The organism is Haloarcula sp. CBA1115 (assembly GCF_000827835.1).
GTDB classification, from domain to species: Archaea; Halobacteriota; Halobacteria; order Halobacteriales; family Haloarculaceae; genus Haloarcula; species Haloarcula hispanica.
In genome coordinates, this window is record NZ_CP010529.1 from 2,008,672 (window position 1) to 2,022,740 (window position 14,069).

General features: G+C 64.9%; 13 protein-coding genes. 7 read left to right on the forward strand and 6 right to left on the reverse strand.

Translation table 11 applies throughout. The features are described from left to right. The first annotated feature begins 94 nt into the window (after window positions 1–94). Entirely contained in the window at window positions 95–913 is an 819-nt protein-coding gene (locus tag SG26_RS10015; RefSeq protein WP_050037493.1) for an AAA family ATPase, read from the forward strand. A 67-nt stretch (window positions 914–980) separates the two neighbouring features. Here SG26_RS10015 and SG26_RS10020 read toward each other — a convergent pair whose 3' ends face one another. Then, entirely contained in the window at window positions 981–1,667 is a 687-nt protein-coding gene (locus SG26_RS10020; RefSeq protein WP_050037494.1) for a helix-turn-helix domain-containing protein, read from the reverse strand. Between the two features lie 143 nt (window positions 1,668–1,810). Here SG26_RS10020 and SG26_RS10025 point away from each other — a divergent pair, with 143 nt between their 5' ends. Next, window positions 1,811–2,602 (forward strand): alpha/beta fold hydrolase, encoded by a 792-nt coding sequence (locus SG26_RS10025; RefSeq protein WP_050037495.1) that lies wholly within the window; start codon window positions 1,811–1,813, stop codon window positions 2,600–2,602. Between the two features lie 64 nt (window positions 2,603–2,666). Here the strand turns inward: SG26_RS10025 and argS are convergent, their stop codons facing one another. Further along, on the reverse strand, window positions 2,667–4,406 hold the full coding sequence (argS, locus tag SG26_RS10030) for an arginine--tRNA ligase (RefSeq protein ID WP_014039416.1): 1,740 nt from the start codon (window positions 4,404–4,406) through the stop codon (window positions 2,667–2,669). A 72-nt stretch (window positions 4,407–4,478) separates the two neighbouring features. After that, a complete protein-coding gene (locus SG26_RS10035) occupies window positions 4,479–6,245 on the reverse strand; it encodes a site-2 protease family protein (protein ID WP_050037496.1) in 1,767 nt (588 codons plus the stop codon). Window positions 6,246–6,341: 96 nt separating this feature from the next. Here SG26_RS10035 and SG26_RS10040 point away from each other — a divergent pair, with 96 nt between their 5' ends. Together SG26_RS10040 and SG26_RS21610 are read left to right on the forward strand one after the other, a co-directional pair. Further along, complete coding sequence (locus SG26_RS10040; protein WP_050037497.1) at window positions 6,342–7,238, forward strand: universal stress protein; 897 nt, start codon at window positions 6,342–6,344, stop codon at window positions 7,236–7,238. Between the two features lie 62 nt (window positions 7,239–7,300). Beyond that, window positions 7,301–7,477, forward strand: coding sequence for a hypothetical protein (locus SG26_RS21610; protein WP_008311078.1), 177 nt, complete (start codon window positions 7,301–7,303; stop codon window positions 7,475–7,477). A 53-nt stretch (window positions 7,478–7,530) separates the two neighbouring features. On the opposite strand, the gene lysS is transcribed toward SG26_RS21610, so the two are convergent. Together lysS and pyrH are read right to left on the reverse strand one after the other, a co-directional pair. After that, window positions 7,531–9,168 carry a lysine--tRNA ligase gene (lysS, locus tag SG26_RS10045; RefSeq protein WP_050037498.1) on the reverse strand — a complete coding sequence of 546 codons (1,638 nt, stop codon included), beginning with the start codon at window positions 9,166–9,168 and terminating at the stop codon, window positions 7,531–7,533. Continuing rightward, window positions 9,169–9,855: a UMP kinase gene (gene pyrH / locus SG26_RS10050; protein WP_050037499.1), complete on the reverse strand. Its 687-nt coding sequence runs from the start codon at window positions 9,853–9,855 to the stop codon at window positions 9,169–9,171. Window positions 9,856–10,274: 419 nt separating this feature from the next. Between pyrH and SG26_RS10055 the strand changes: the two genes are divergently transcribed. After that, window positions 10,275–10,523, forward strand: coding sequence for a hypothetical protein (locus SG26_RS10055; RefSeq protein WP_004518404.1), 249 nt, complete (start codon window positions 10,275–10,277; stop codon window positions 10,521–10,523). A 178-nt stretch (window positions 10,524–10,701) separates the two neighbouring features. Beyond that, the gene (locus tag SG26_RS10060) at window positions 10,702–11,949 is read left to right on the forward strand and encodes a site-2 protease family protein (protein WP_050037500.1); all 1,248 of its coding nucleotides are present in this window, start codon (window positions 10,702–10,704) and stop codon (window positions 11,947–11,949) included. Window positions 11,950–11,979: 30 nt separating this feature from the next. Here SG26_RS10060 and thiL read toward each other — a convergent pair whose 3' ends face one another. Beyond that, complete coding sequence (thiL, locus tag SG26_RS10065; protein WP_014039424.1) at window positions 11,980–12,846, reverse strand: thiamine-phosphate kinase; 867 nt, start codon at window positions 12,844–12,846, stop codon at window positions 11,980–11,982. Between the two features lie 95 nt (window positions 12,847–12,941). Between thiL and SG26_RS10070 the strand changes: the two genes are divergently transcribed. Next, on the forward strand, window positions 12,942–13,973 hold the full coding sequence (locus tag SG26_RS10070; RefSeq protein ID WP_014039425.1) for a lysylphosphatidylglycerol synthase transmembrane domain-containing protein: 1,032 nt from the start codon (window positions 12,942–12,944) through the stop codon (window positions 13,971–13,973). The last annotated feature ends 96 nt before the right edge of the window (window positions 13,974–14,069 follow it).

Sequence of the window (14,069 nt, forward strand, 5' to 3'; positions counted from 1 at the left end):
ACCACCTATTCTGAACGTCGCCTGGCCCGTCACGATCCAACAAATGACAGTCGCATTTATATGACTGCCTGCATTGTACCCAAGCAATCAGACTATGGCGGGGTATGTGTGTACGATTGCGGGCGGCAAGGGCGGCGTCGGAAAGACGACGACCGCGGTAAATCTCGGGGCTGTGCTTCAGGAGATGAGCTACGATGTCGCCGTCGTCGACGCGGATCTGGGGATGGCGAACCTCGGCTCGATGCTCTCTGTAGAGCCCGAAAAGAGCCTCCACGAGATTCTGGCCGGTGAGGCTGCCGTGAGTGAGGCTTTGACTGATGCGCCGGGTGGACTCACGGTGATTCCGGGTGAACAGTCGCTGGAGGCGTTCGCGGACGCTGATCCCGCAAAGCTCAGGAAAGTCATCAAGACGCTCCGAAATGCCTACGACGTGGTGTTGATCGATACCGGGGCTGGACTGAGCCACGAAGTCGCCGTGCCGCTTGGGCTGGCCGACGGAATCGTCCTCGTCACGACCCCCGACGACGTTGCGGTGGGCGATACGGTCAAAACGGCCCAGCTAGCGAACCGAATCGACGGGACCGTTCTCGGTTCGATCATCAACCGCGCGACCCGACACACTGACGTCGCGGCCATCGCCGAGCAGATGGAGTTCCCGCTGCTTGCGGTCATTCCGGACGACCCGCAGGCGACGACAGAGGAACCGCTCGTGCTCAACGCCCCCGAGAGCACGGCTGCCGACGCCTATCAGCGGCTGACCGAGGCGCTGGAGGGTGTGTTCTTCCGCGGCGAGAGCCCCGAAACGGATATCGAGACGATACTCGACGACGAGTGGTTCCTCGACGACACTGAGGATCACTCCGATGTCGACGACGACGAGGACTCCGGCGGTGTGTTCGGCCTCTTCAACTGACGGCTCTGTACCCGCCAGCCGGTCCGGTCTCAGCCCGCCGCTCCGACCGCATCTCGCTGTCTCTGACTCATTCCGGAAGCGGCGGCCACAGCGTCGCGACCGTTTCCTGAATGAGTTGAGTCTGTGCCCGGCGCAGTCGCTCCGAGAGCGACGACGCAGAGATGTCCAGTTCCTGGGCCACGGCGTCCAGCGACGTGCGCCGCGGAATCTCGAAATACCCCATCTCGTACGCCGTCCGTAGCGCTTCCAGTTGTCGGTCAGTGAGCCCGTTGCCGGGCGACTTCGGCTCCGCATCTCGGGTCAGCCGCTCAAGTCCGAAGTCCGCGTTTCGCTGCCAGAACGAGGCGAACTCGGTGAACGCCGCTCGGTCGGCGAACCATCCCAGTTGCTCCCACCCGTCTGCGGTCACGGTTATCCGTTCGATGATGGCGTCTGCCGTGGCGAGTGCTTCGAGTCCGTCCAAGTCGTCGATTTGGCCACCGAGTTGCTCCTCGAAGCTCAGTGCCGGCACTGCCTGATACCGACGGGTGTCGCCGGCCGTCCCGATCCGCGTCCACTCCTGAACGTCGTAGGCATCAGTGAACGCCCGCTCGATGGCCTGCTCGGAGCCACCCGTCACGGTCCCAATAAACAGCGGGCGACGACCGTGGTTGTACTGCAGTGAGAGGGTGATCGTCGCTTCGGGTACCGCAGCCGCGACCGACACGAGCGGCAATGAGTCGCAATCGATCTGAAATTCTGCGATAAGCCCCATACGGCATCGCTCGCTGCCAGTGCTGAAGCGCCTGTCGAAACAGAGCATCGGTGTGGCTGTCGGTCCTGCTTTCGACACCCTACTTAAACGGCCCAACCACTGAGAGAACGGCTTAGCCCGACTGCGTTCGACCGTACTGTTGTATGCAGCCGACACAGTCCGTAGATGAGATTGAATTCGAGTTCGAGCGCTACGGCGACGGCCAGCCACTTCTCCTCCTGCACGGCGGGATGGCTCCCACGGAGTACTGGAACCCAGTCATCGCACGGTTCGAGGAATACGGCGCTGTCGTCCCGCAGCGTCCGGGGTTCGGGACCTGTCTCGACTCCCCGGCGGAAACAAACGCCGACGAGGTGCTGGATCGTGAGGTCCGATATGTCCGGGCGCTTGCCGACGCTGTCGACGGCGACCCAATCCTGTTCGGCCACTCGTACGGCGCACTCACCGCTATCGAGGCCGCGGCGGGTACGTCGGTCGAGGCAGTTATCGCGTACGAACCGGCGGTACTTCCCGCCGAGTACCGGGCCGACGCTGACCTCGCTGACCGAATGGCATCGCTCGTACAGGATGGAAAGCGAGAGGAAGCGGTGAAACGCTACATCGAACAGGTCCTTCACCCAGACGGTATCGAGGACCTCGACGCCTGGCTTGCGGAGTGGCCTGTCTGGCCCGACTGCGTGGCCCTCGCCGAGGAGGTCGTTCGGATGAACCGGTCCGTCGAGCAGTACCGGCTCCCCGACCACTTCGATGTCGACGCTCCAACGCTCGTTCTGTCCGGCACCGACGGGCCGGATTTCCTCCGGCAGAGTGCCCGGGCCGTTCACGACGCACTCCCGCACAGCCGATTCGTCGAGTTCGACGGGGTCAGCCACAGCGGCCCCGCCGAGGCACCTGCACTAATCGCGGCGGAAGTCGACGCGTTCCTGCAGAAATAGGCCGGCTCGACGGATTTTCCGCGGCAATCGCGTCCGTCACACCGGATACCCGACACAGACCGCCCTACATCGAGGTCGGTGCTTCGACGCCCAGCGCGTCGAGGGCGTTCGCAATCGTGGTCCGGGTCCCGTCGACGAGGGCCAGCCGTGCGGCACGGGTCTCGTCGTCGGCGTCGAGAACCGGACACTCCCGGTAGAAGGCGTTGAACGTTTCGGCGAGGTCGCGGGTGTAGGTGGCGACGGTGTGCGGCGTCAGGTCGTCCGCGGCCGCCTCGATGACGGCGGGGAACCGGGCCAGTTCGCGGAGCAGGTCCCGCTCTTCCGGTTCCGACAGTGGGTCGAGGTCGGGTTCGGCTGGGATGTCAGCCTCCACGTCGCCGAGGATCCCACAGCAGCGCGCGTGGACGTACTGGACGTACGGAGCGGACTGGGCCTCGAAGTCCAGCGCACGGTCCCACTCGAAGGTGATGCCCTTCGTCGGCTGTTTCGAGACGATGTCGTAGCGCACCGCGCCGATGCCGACCTGACGAGCGATACGATCTATGTCGTCCGCGTCGAGGTCGCCGCGGGTCCGGTCGTCCAGTCGGGACTCGACCTCTTCGCGCGCGCGGTCAATAGCTTCATCGAGCAGGTCGTCGAGGTCGATGCCGGTCCCCTCCCGCGTGCTCATCCCGCCTTCGGGAAGGTTTACCCAGGAGTAAAACACCTGCCGGAGCTGGTCGGTGTCGTTGTCCAGCAGTTCCAGGGCCGCCGAGAGCTGGTCGGCCTGGAGCTTGTGGTCCTCACCCAGCACCGTGACGGCGCGGTCGTAGGTATCGAACTTCCACTCGTGGTGGGCCAGGTCGCGGGTGGTGTACAACGATGTGCCGTCGGAACGCAGGAACACGAGGTTCTTTTCGAAGTCGGGCAGGTCGAGCTGCCAGGCGTCCTCCTCGTAGACGGCGCAGTCGAGGTCCTTCAGCCGGTCGACCAGGTCGTCCGTGTCGCCGTTGCGCATGAACCGCGTCTCTTTGACGAACTCGTCAAACTCCGCAGGGAGGCGACCGAGCGTGTTCTGCATTCCGCCCAGCACAGTGTCGACGACCTCGGCGACGCGTTCGTACGTCTCTTCGTCGCCGTCTTCGAGGCCCTGCAAAATCGACTGGACCTCGGCCTCCGCTGCCTCGACTTCGTCGGGGTCGCCCTCTTCGAGGACAGTATTGCCCTTGCGGTAGTACCGAACCATCTCGTACTCCGGGGACTCTCGCTCGGGTTCGGGCAGGTCGGACTCGTCGAACGTCTCGTAGGCCCAGGTGAACACGGCAATTTGGCGGCCGGCGTCGTTGACGTAGTAGTGGCGGTCGACGTCGTAGCCAGCGTAATCGAGCACGCGGGCGACGGCGTCACCGATGATAGGGTTTCGTGCTCGCCCGACGTGGACCGGGCCAGTCGGATTCGCGGAGGTGTGCTCGACGACGACGCTGGTGTCGCGGTCGGGAAGCCGCCCGAACTCGCTCTCCGTGACTGACTGCAGGGTCTCGGCGAAGTACGCCTCGCTCGGGAGGAAATTGACGTACGGCCCTTGTGTCGTCACAGCACTGACGTAGGTGAGGTCGTCCGTGTCAATCGCCTCGGCGATGTCGCCGGCGACGTTCGGCGGCGCAGTACCGACCTCGCCGGCCAGCCGGAAGGCAACGCTCGACGCTAACACGGCGTCGACGTCCTCCGGTGGTTCCTCGATACCGAGGTCCTCGGCCGGCAGGTCGAGGGCTGTGAGTGCGTCGGCGAGGGCGTCCTCGACCTCCGCACGGAGCTGCAGGAACATACGCCGGGCTTTCGCGGCGGGGAGTAAATGGGTAACGAAACCCCAGCCACGTTAGACCGATTCCTGTCTGTCTCAGGTCAGGAGCCGCGGGCCGAACACCATCAACAGGAGGCCGCCGATCATCGACACCGTGATCGCGATGGAGACGGCCGTCGTCACCCGCCGCCCGTCCGAGACGGGGAGCCGCGAGACGAACGACTCGGTCGATGCCCGCAGGATGTGGCCGCCGTCGAGCGGGAACGTCGGGATGAGGTTGAACTGGCCGATGACGAGATTGATCCAGCCAGTCCAGAACAGGACGTTCGCGAGCAGGAACACCGGCGTCGTTCCGAGCGCTCCGAGCGGTCCCTGGACGGTGTAGAAGTTCGTCGCGATGCCGGTGAAGCCGGCGAAGTTGTAGCCGAAGCCGCCGGCGACGCCGATAAAGGGGAGCAAGAGCGTGCTGAAAATCCGCTGGGCGAACGAGAACTCGGAGACTGACGTGGGGGTGTCAGGCGATCCGCCGAGGAATTCCAGGAACGCGGCGGCGGGATAGGCGTCGATGCCGAAGTCACTGACCTGGATGCCGCTGATACCCTGCTGGATGCTGACGCCGATGATACCGTTGTCGACCTGCTCACTCTCGGCCATCGTCACCTCGTAGGTCTCGCGTGCACCGTTGACGTAGCCAGTGATCGATACCCGGTCACCGGGTTCGCCGCCCTCAAGCGCCTGCATCAGCGCCGTCCCGCTGTGCGTTCGCTCCCCGTTGACCTCGGTGATTATCATGCCTTCGCCGCTCGGTGCCCCTTCCCCGGCGAGCGGGCCGTCCTCGGCGACCAGGACGTATGCGCCGAGCGGGGTCGTGACCGTCTCCCCGGACTCGGTTTCGACTGTTGCAACGGGATTGTTTCGAGCCGCCTGTTCGAACTCACTGCTGGTAGCCACGGCAGTCCCGTTGACCGAAACAATCGTCTCACCAGTTCCGAGCGGCGCGCTCTGGAGGGCCGCCGAGACGACGACGGACCGCTCGACGGTGACTGTTTCGGCATCCTTACGGGCCACTTCGACAGTCTGTGCGTCGCTTTCGGCGAGCACCGATTCGAGTTCCTGCTGGCTCTCGACCGACTGGCCGTCGACGGCCGTAATAACGTCGCCTGACTCGATACCCGCGTCGGCGGCGGGGGTTCCGTTGATCGGACTTCCGACCGGCACGCCGTCGACGACGGCGATAGCGCCGGCGACTGGCCCGAACAGCAACAGAAGCGTGATGATCGCGAGCGCGAAGTTGTTGGTCACGCCGGCCGTGTACATCCGGGCCTGCGCACCGCGGTCGGACCGCAGGAGTTCGTCTTCGTCGGGTTCGACGAACGCGCCGATGGGGATGATCGCCAACAAGGCCAGCCCCATCGACTCGATGTCGATGTCCTCGACGCGACAGAAGAGCCCGTGGCCGCCCTCGTGGACGACGAGGCCGAGCAACAACCCGAGCACGATCTCGGGTGCGACCGACAGCGGGAGGAAGTCGTTGACGCCGGGAATCGCCAGCGCGTTCCGCGGCTCGTTCAGTGCGGAGGGCTGTGGGTTGACGAGCGCCTGGTAGGCCCCGAGCGCAACGAGGAGGAAGGAGCCGACCATCACCACGAGTCCGAACCCGACGCCGAGGTTCCCCCAGGCCCGCCAGAACCGCTTTGGCCGTGCAAGCCAGTCGAGGACAGCTTTGCCCTTCTGCGTGTGAATCGTCGTAATCGGGCCGCTAAAACGAATATACTCGGGGACAACGCCGCGGGTCCGCAACGCCATCGCGAGGAGGGTGTAAGCGACAAGGCCCGCAAGGACCCACGTCAGCGTACTCACCATTTACCCGAAACTAGGTTTAGCCAAGCAAGAGGGTTTGGTTTGGGACACACCGCCAGCAGCCAACGGTGAAGTGACCGCGCTGCAAACGACCACACAATGTACGACCACGTTCTCATTCCCGTCGACGGGAGCGACGAATCCACGGCAGCCGCACGGCGCGGCCTCGCACTGGCCAAGGACTTCGACGCGACTGCCGAGGCGGTTCACGTCGTCGACCAGCGAGCACGCAGGCTCACGCGAACGGATCGCGAGAGCGGACGCCTCCACGAACACGGCGAGTCCGTCCTCGCTGACATCGAGTCGCTCGCCGCCGATATCGGCCAGCCCGTCACGACGGAGCTTCTGGAGGGGAAACCGAGCGTGCAGATCGACGAGTACGCCCGCGAAACCGACGCAGGACTCATCGTCCTCGGTCGACAGGGACTGACCGGTCTCGGGAAGCGACTCCTCGGTGGCGTCACCGAACAGCTCCTGCATCGAACTGCGGTGCCCGTGCTCGTCGTTTCGGGGGAGAAACAGGCGGAAAGGCGCGAATTCGACTACTCACGAGTCCTCGTCACAACTGACGGGAGCGAGAACGCAAACACGGCGACGCGACACGGCGCGGCGGTAGCAGACCGGTACGACGCGACAGTACACGTCCTCAACGTCGTCGATATCCAGGCCGCCGGCGGAGCGTTCAACGCTGGCGGACTGAACGAGGCGTTCATCGAACGACTGGAAGCGGACGGGCATGACGCCGTCGCAGCAACCGCCGACGACCTCGAAACGGCGGCTTCGGACGTGTCGGTAGAAACCGCCGTGGAACGGTCGGACTCGCTCGATGGCGTCGCCGCTGGCATCTGCGAGTACGTCTCCGATCGGGACATCGACCTCGTCGTGATGGCGTCACACGGACGCTCGAACCTGAAGCGCCAGCTGCTCGGTAGCGTCACGTCGCAACTGCTCCGAACTGTCGATGTCCCCGTGCTAGTGACGCCCCGTTCGACCTGAGCGGATGGACGAACCACCCGTTCTATGTATCGTGGGAACATATCGCAAGACGGTGCCGGACAATGCCAGAAACCTGCGGTATCTGTGGTGAGACGGTCCCCTTCGATGCTACCGTCCACGCGATGATTCACACGCACAGCGAGACGGGCGTCATCGACGCGTACGTCTGTCAGGACTGCTACGACGAGCGTCTCGGACCGATGTTCGAACGGGTCGACACGCAGGAACAGTCGCCCTGAAGTCGCCGTTTCAATAGCCTGTTACGGGTGGGTAGGACCCGCCTACCCCGGGACTACTCGTTCCGGCGGAACCGTTCCACAACGAACTCCTGGTCCAGTTTCGCGATGAACGTCCCGAGCTGTGGGCCTTCGGTGTCGTCGAACAGGAGCTGGTAGCCGGCCGAGAAGAACTCGCCGATATCGATGTCGTTTCGCTTCGCCGTCTCGTATATCTCCGACTGAATCGCTTCTCCGTCGTGGCCTTCGTCAATGAAATCGGCCAGCTCGTCCAGCGCGGCCGCCGTCTCGTCGTCGAATGACACGTCGGGCATCTCGGCGCGCTTGAGTTCGTAGTTGAATTCGTTGTTCGTCAGGCTGGCCCACTCCTGGGCGCGCTCGACGCGGGCAAGCGCCTGCTCGACGGCCCACTCCGGCGCATCGTCCGGGATGTGACCCTCCTTCCGGGCGATTTGTTCTCGAAGCGCCGGGTCGTCGGTCATCCCGAGGACGGCGGCGAACGTGTAGGGGATTCGAACCCGCTGTTCACGCGGTTCGTCCACGACCATCGGATAGGCTTGCTCCGCAAGTTCGGCGTCGTCCTCGCTGGCCTCGGCCTCTCCGAAGTACCGCCGCTCGAACCGGTCGAACTCGTCGACGAGCTGGTCGACGTTCTCCACGGAGAAATCCCGCTGCTTCCGCGGGTCCTTCACGAAGAAGTATTTAAACACCTCGGGTTCGAGGATATCCAGTACCTCGTCGACGGTGATGACGTTGCCCGAGGACGAGGAGAGCGGTTCGCCGTCGAGCGTGAACCACTCGTACACCATCGGAACCGGTGGCTGGATGTCAAGCACGTTCTCGGCGATGTCTTCGCCGGAGGGCCAGGAGCCCTCGGCGTGGTCCTTGCCGAACGGCTCGAAGTCGACGCCCAGAATCTCCCACTGGGCGGGCCACTCGAACCGCCACGGGAGTTTCCCGTCCCGGAGCGTCGCCGTTCCCTCGTGACCACAGCCCTCGATGGTCTGGTCGCCGGCTTCGACGTCCTCACAGACGTATTCGACTTCGCCGGCGTCGAGGTCGACATCGGTGACGCCCTCGGTGAGCTTGCCGCACTCCTCGCACTGGGGCAGGAACGGGACGTAGTCGTCGCCGACCTTGTTCTGGTATTCGGCGAGCACGTCGCGGGCCCGGTCGGCGCGTTCGAGCACGCGGCGGGTCACGGGTTCGAACTCGCCGTCGGCGTACAGCTCGGTGTTGGATACGAACTCTACGTCGACGCCGACCAACTCGGCGCTTTTTCGCAGGAGTGTCGTGAAGTGCGCGCCGTAGGAGTCACAGCAGCCGAAGGGGTCCGGGATGTCGGTGTACGGTTTCCCGAGGTTCCGCCCGAGCGCGCCGGCGTCGACCTCGCCGAGGCCGACGACGTTCCAGTCGAGGTCGGCGAGCTGGCGGGGCACCGCCCGAAGCCGGTCTTTGTCGTCTGCGGTGAACACCTGTCTGACTTCGTGGCCGCGGTCCCGCAGGGCCTCGGCGACGTAGTAGCCCCGCATAATCTCGTTGAAGTGGCCGATGTGGGGGACGCCCGACGGGGAGACGCCGCCCTTGATGACGATTGGGTCGTCGGGGTCGCGCGCTTCGATAGCGTCGGCGACGGAGTCGGCCCAGAACGCCCGGCCGCCGCCGCGGCCAACCTCGTAGGGGTCTTCCGCCATCTATGCCTCCGGGAGAATCTCGGACCCGTCGAACTCACCATCTTCGACCGCGCGCACGACGTGTTCGGGGTCGGTACCGTCGAGCACTATCGTCCGGATGCCGGACCGCTGGATGATTTTCGCGGCCAGCAGGTCGACGGGTGCGCTGCTGCCAGCGTCCATCTCGATGTCGGCAATCACGTCGACGAGTTCGCTCGCGCCGAGTTCGTCGAACCGCGTCGCGTCGTCGTCTTCGTTCGGGTCGGCGTCGTAGACGCCCGGGACAGACGTCGCGTACACGAGCAGGTCCGCGCCCACGTACTCCGCGAAGGCGGCCGCCACGGCGTCGGTGGTCTGTGCGGCGACGATGCCCCCGAGGACAGGGATGTCCCCGCGACGGATGGCTTCCCGGCCCTCGTCGTAGCTCTCGGCGGGTGTCGGCGCGGCGCGGTCGTCCAGGGCGGCGATCAGTAGCCGGCCGTTCAGCCGCGTGACGGCGATACCGAGCTGGTCGAGCTCGATTTCGTTTGCGCCGAGGTCGCGGGCGGTGCCGATGTAATCGCGTGCGGTCGGTCCGCCGCCGACGACGGTCCCGAGCGTGTGTCCCTGTGCATCGAGCGATTGGATGGCGTCGGCGTAGTCGGCGACCCGTTCCGCGTCGAGGTCCGGGGCCAGTACGCTTCCGCCAATGGAGACGACGACTTTCATTAGCCCGCCGTAACCGCGATGCACTCTTAAGGGTTGTCAAGGCCACTGACTGCTGTCTCTCTAGTCGGCCCTTTCTGGTACCCACTGCGATCGCTGTCGGTCGCGTCCCCGCGAGAATGTCCGTCTGACGCGTGCCCGACGTGCTGACGCGTGTCTGACGCTTCTGGAAAACTAACGGTGAAATGCGCCGCTTGTTGGCGCTACAGATGGTGATATCTCTCTTTCACAGACCGCTCAAAACACCACGAAAATTGCGTCGATTTACGGTCTAAGAAGGCTTTGTGAAATGTCTAAAAGAATCTGAACCGGTTGTAAAAAATGCGTTTTAGCTCGATTTGTCCTGAAAGTGACCGAAGTGACCTGAAGGTTCCTTCCTTTATATACTCCCGGCGGGGTTACGAAGAAGTGAGGTGACAAAGATGAGCGCTACCGCAACGCCCTCCGGCGAGGAAGAGCCCTCCAAAGAAGAGCGACTGAAGTCGTTCCTCGCAGAGAAGGCAAGTGACGGCGAGATGTATTTCAAGAGCAAGTTCATCGCTGATGAAGTCGGTCTCTCCCCGAAAGAGATCGGTGCCCTGATGGTCAAGCTCAAGGACAGCGCGTCCGAGATCAACGTCGAGAAGTGGTCGTACACGAGCGCGACCACCTGGCGTATCGAGCCAGCGTAGACGACCGGTCCCCGCGTACAGTTCTCGGACGATAGTACCTGCTATAGTAACAATTGAAACGATTTATACACTGATCGCACTGCCATCGTGCGATCAGGTGTGCATTGATTTTCAACGGCTACTATAGCTGTGTGATCGTTCGCGGAGTATTTGTGCCCGCATCGTTTACGAGCAGTTGATGAGTGGCTCCGCGGACCCGCCGTCGCCTGACCGACTGGCCGGCGTGTTCTCCGTCTCGTCAATGCGGCGGACGGATGGATCTGTCCAGTATCTCGGCGACCCGATAGTGCCACCAGCCGCCGCTGTCGAGCAACTCAGACCGCTGTTTCGACAGCGGGGCTACGACGTTCGGCTCGAAGAACTCGGCCCGGAATCCGGCGATACAGCAGCCACTACGAGCAACGGTGGCACTACTGTCGTCGGCGGTCCGGCGGTCGATGACTCGATGACCGCCACCGGTGGTGCGTTGAACGCGCGCCCGAACCAGTACGCACTGATCGCGGAGCCCGCCGACACGGACACTGGCGGTATCCCGTGGCTCAACATCGGGCTCCTGTTCGCGACTATCGCGTCGACCCTCTACGTCGGCGCGAGCGCCTGGTACTACATCCCGGTCGCGGAGGACCCGCTTCGGATTTTCGAGGCCTGGCCGTTCGTGGTCGCGATGCTCGGCGTGCTCGGTATCCACGAACTGGGCCACTACGCCGCGGCCCGATACCACGGTGTCGACGTGACGCTCCCGTATTTCATCCCGTTTCCGTCGTTTCTCGGAACGATGGGGGCGGTCATCAACATTCGCGGACGCATCCCCGACCGGACGGCGCTGTTCGATATCGGTGTCGCTGGCCCGCTCGCTGGGCTCGTCGCGACGACCATCGTCACGGTCATCGGCCTCTCGATAGACCCAATTACGGTGCCGGAACGCGTGGCAAACAGCGACACCGGCGTCATCATCACGTTCAATTATCCGCTGCTGTTCCAGGCGCTGGAGGCCCTGGTGAACACGCTGGGACTCGGGACCGAGGTCGGCCCCGGCGAATCGGTCCACCCGATCGTGTTCGCCGGCTGGGCCGGGATGTTCTTTACGTTCCTGAACCTGCTCCCGGTTGGGCAACTCGACGGCGGCCACATCGTTCGGTCAATCGTCGGGCAGCGCCAGGAGACGGTCGCCGCCGCCGTTCCCGGAGCGCTGTTCGCACTCGCCGGCTACCTGTATTTCACCCGCGACCCGCCGCCGGTCGGTTTCGGCGTCTGGGGCCTGTGGGTGTTCTGGGGCCTGTTCGCCACCGGACTCGCGTACGCCGGTCCGGCCCGCCCGACCGTGGATACGACGCTGGACCGACGGCGGGCGCTGCTCGGCCTGTTTACGTTCCTACTGGGGCTGGCCTGTTTCACGCCGGTTCCGTTCGAGATAAGTGCGATTTGACCGTTAGCTCGCGTCGCGGTCTGGCCGTTCTCAGTGTGAGTACCCGCGGTCCGGAAGCGTCTCCCCGTTGAGCGTGACGCCGCGCTCGGTGACTGACCCTATCCGATGGAGCGGGCACGACACGGCCTGTCTGGCCTCGGACACGTCGGACTCGGGCAGCGTACAGACCAGCTCGAAGTCCTCGCCGAAGAACACGCCCAGCTCCCGTCGTTCCTGTGGCGTCTCCGCGAGCGCGTCGACTTGCGCGTCTATCGGGAGCGGCTCTTCGACAGCAAAGCCACAGCCGTTGGCCTCGGCTAACTGGTGCAGCGAGCGGGCCAGCCCGTCGCTCGAATCCATCATCGCCGTCGCGTGCGGTCGGAGCGCGACACCCGCACGTACGCGGGGTTCGAACTGAAACAGCTCGTTCGCCCGGTCGGTGTCGCCCCGGTCGAACAGTTCGAGGGCGGCGGCTGACCGGCCCAGCGTGCCGGTGACACAGACCGCGTCGCCGGGCGACGCGCCCGAGCGCCGGATCGGGTCCGCGGCCGCCCCGATGGCCGTCGTCGCGACGGTGAACTCGTCGTGGCTGTCCAGGTCACCGCCGACGTACTCCGCGCCGACCGCGTGACACACGTCCTGTGCGCCGTCGACGAACGCCGCGAGTTCGTCCGCTTCGAACGACGGCGCGCCGTACGCGGCCACCGCGGCTGTCGCGTCGGCCCCCATCGCGGCCACATCCGACAGCGAGGCGGCGACGGCCCGCCAGCCCGCCGTGTAGCGGGTCGTCCCCGTCGGGAAGTCCGTCCGCTCGTGGAGCATATCCGTCGTGATGACCTGGCCGTCCACGACGGCGCAGTCGTCGCCCGCGTCGGGAAGTCGGTCGGCGAGGTCGGCGAGTGCAGCCCGCTCGTCCATACCCGGTCGTCGGTGTCCCGGGGCAAAACCCTCGGGGTATCGGTCGGCGGGACAGGGTCGGTGGGTTGAAACCGGAGACTGCCAATCCCATCCACATGGATGGGAACCGGATGGCGACGGTCGTCGGGTTCGCGGCAGCACTGGCCGTCCTTGGGGGGCTGGTGTGGTTTGTCGGCATCGACGAGACGCTGGATGCGCTCACCACGGCGGACCCGTGGGCGCTTCTCGCTGTCGCGGGCATCGCCATGCTCTGGCTCGTCTCGTGGGGGCTGGCGCTGTGGACGGTCCTCCGAGCGCTTGACGCACCGGTTGCGCCACACACAGCCGTTCTCGTGTTCGTCGCCGCCGTGTTCTCGAACAACGTCACGCCCTTCGGCCAGGCCGGCGGCGAGCCCGTGAGCGCGCTGTTGATATCGACAGCCGCCGACACCGAGTACGAGACCGGGCTGGCGGCTATTGCTACCGTCGACACGGTCCACTTCCTGCCGTCGGTCGGGTATGCCATCGTCGGCTTCACGTTCGTCGCCGCTGGAGCGGTCCAGTTGACCCGAAACCTGGCGTTTGCCGCCGGTGCTGTCGCGGTGCTCGCGGTCGGCATCCCCATCGCCGCCGTCCTGGGCTGGCGACACCGGGACCGCATTCAGGCGGCGGTCGTTCGCGGTGTCGCACCCGCCCTCGCCGCGGTGTCGAAGGTCGTTCCCCGGTGGTCCCCGCCGTCCGCCGAAAACATCGAGACACGAATCGAGGGGTTCTTTTCGGCCATCGAACGCATCGCGACGGACCGGCGGACAGTCCTCCAGACCTTCGGGCTCTCGGCCTTTGGCTGGCTCTGCCTGTCGGCGTCGCTGTGGACGTCGCTGTACGCCGTTGGGGCACCAGTCCCGGTCGAAGTCGTCCTGCTTGTCGTTCCCGTCGGGAGCATCGCCAGCGTCGTCCCGCTTCCCGGTGGGTCGGGCGCTATCGAGACGGTACTCGTGACGCTGCTGGTCTCGACGGCCCCGATTTCGGCCGCCCTCGCCACCTCTGCGGTGCTGATCCACCGCGTCGGGAGCTACCTGCTGCCGACGGTTATCGGCGGCGGCGTCGCTGCCGCCCTCAGTGTCGACCGGGCCGCGTCCGAGGAGTGACACTCACAGTTCCTGACGGGAGAGAGCATCGCTGCCCTATGGGCGAGTGAACGGTTCACGCCCGCCGACTGCGAACGACGCGTTTAAATGACGGCG

Excerpts from the sequence above, each read along its gene's own strand:
- SG26_RS10040 (WP_050037497.1), top strand. The coding sequence starts at position 6,342 with ATGTACGACCACGTTCTCATTCCCGTCGACGGGAGCGACGAATCCACG.
- SG26_RS10070 (WP_014039425.1), top strand. The coding sequence starts at position 12,942 with ATGGATGGGAACCGGATGGCGACGGTCGTCGGGTTCGCGGCAGCACTG.
- argS (WP_014039416.1), bottom strand. The coding sequence starts at position 4,406 with ATGTTCCTGCAGCTCCGTGCGGAGGTCGAGGACGCCCTCGCCGACGCA.
- SG26_RS10015 (WP_050037493.1), top strand. The coding sequence starts at position 95 with ATGGCGGGGTATGTGTGTACGATTGCGGGCGGCAAGGGCGGCGTCGGA.
- SG26_RS10020 (WP_050037494.1), bottom strand. The coding sequence starts at position 1,667 with ATGGGGCTTATCGCAGAATTTCAGATCGATTGCGACTCATTGCCGCTC.
- SG26_RS10055 (WP_004518404.1), top strand. The coding sequence starts at position 10,275 with ATGAGCGCTACCGCAACGCCCTCCGGCGAGGAAGAGCCCTCCAAAGAA.
- SG26_RS10060 (WP_050037500.1), top strand. The coding sequence starts at position 10,702 with ATGAGTGGCTCCGCGGACCCGCCGTCGCCTGACCGACTGGCCGGCGTG.
- SG26_RS10025 (WP_050037495.1), top strand. The coding sequence starts at position 1,811 with ATGCAGCCGACACAGTCCGTAGATGAGATTGAATTCGAGTTCGAGCGC.
- SG26_RS21610 (WP_008311078.1), top strand. The coding sequence starts at position 7,301 with ATGCCAGAAACCTGCGGTATCTGTGGTGAGACGGTCCCCTTCGATGCT.
- SG26_RS10035 (WP_050037496.1), bottom strand. The coding sequence starts at position 6,245 with ATGGTGAGTACGCTGACGTGGGTCCTTGCGGGCCTTGTCGCTTACACC.
- lysS (WP_050037498.1), bottom strand. The coding sequence starts at position 9,168 with ATGGCGGAAGACCCCTACGAGGTTGGCCGCGGCGGCGGCCGGGCGTTC.
- pyrH (WP_050037499.1), bottom strand. The coding sequence starts at position 9,855 with ATGAAAGTCGTCGTCTCCATTGGCGGAAGCGTACTGGCCCCGGACCTC.
- thiL (WP_014039424.1), bottom strand. The coding sequence starts at position 12,846 with ATGGACGAGCGGGCTGCACTCGCCGACCTCGCCGACCGACTTCCCGAC.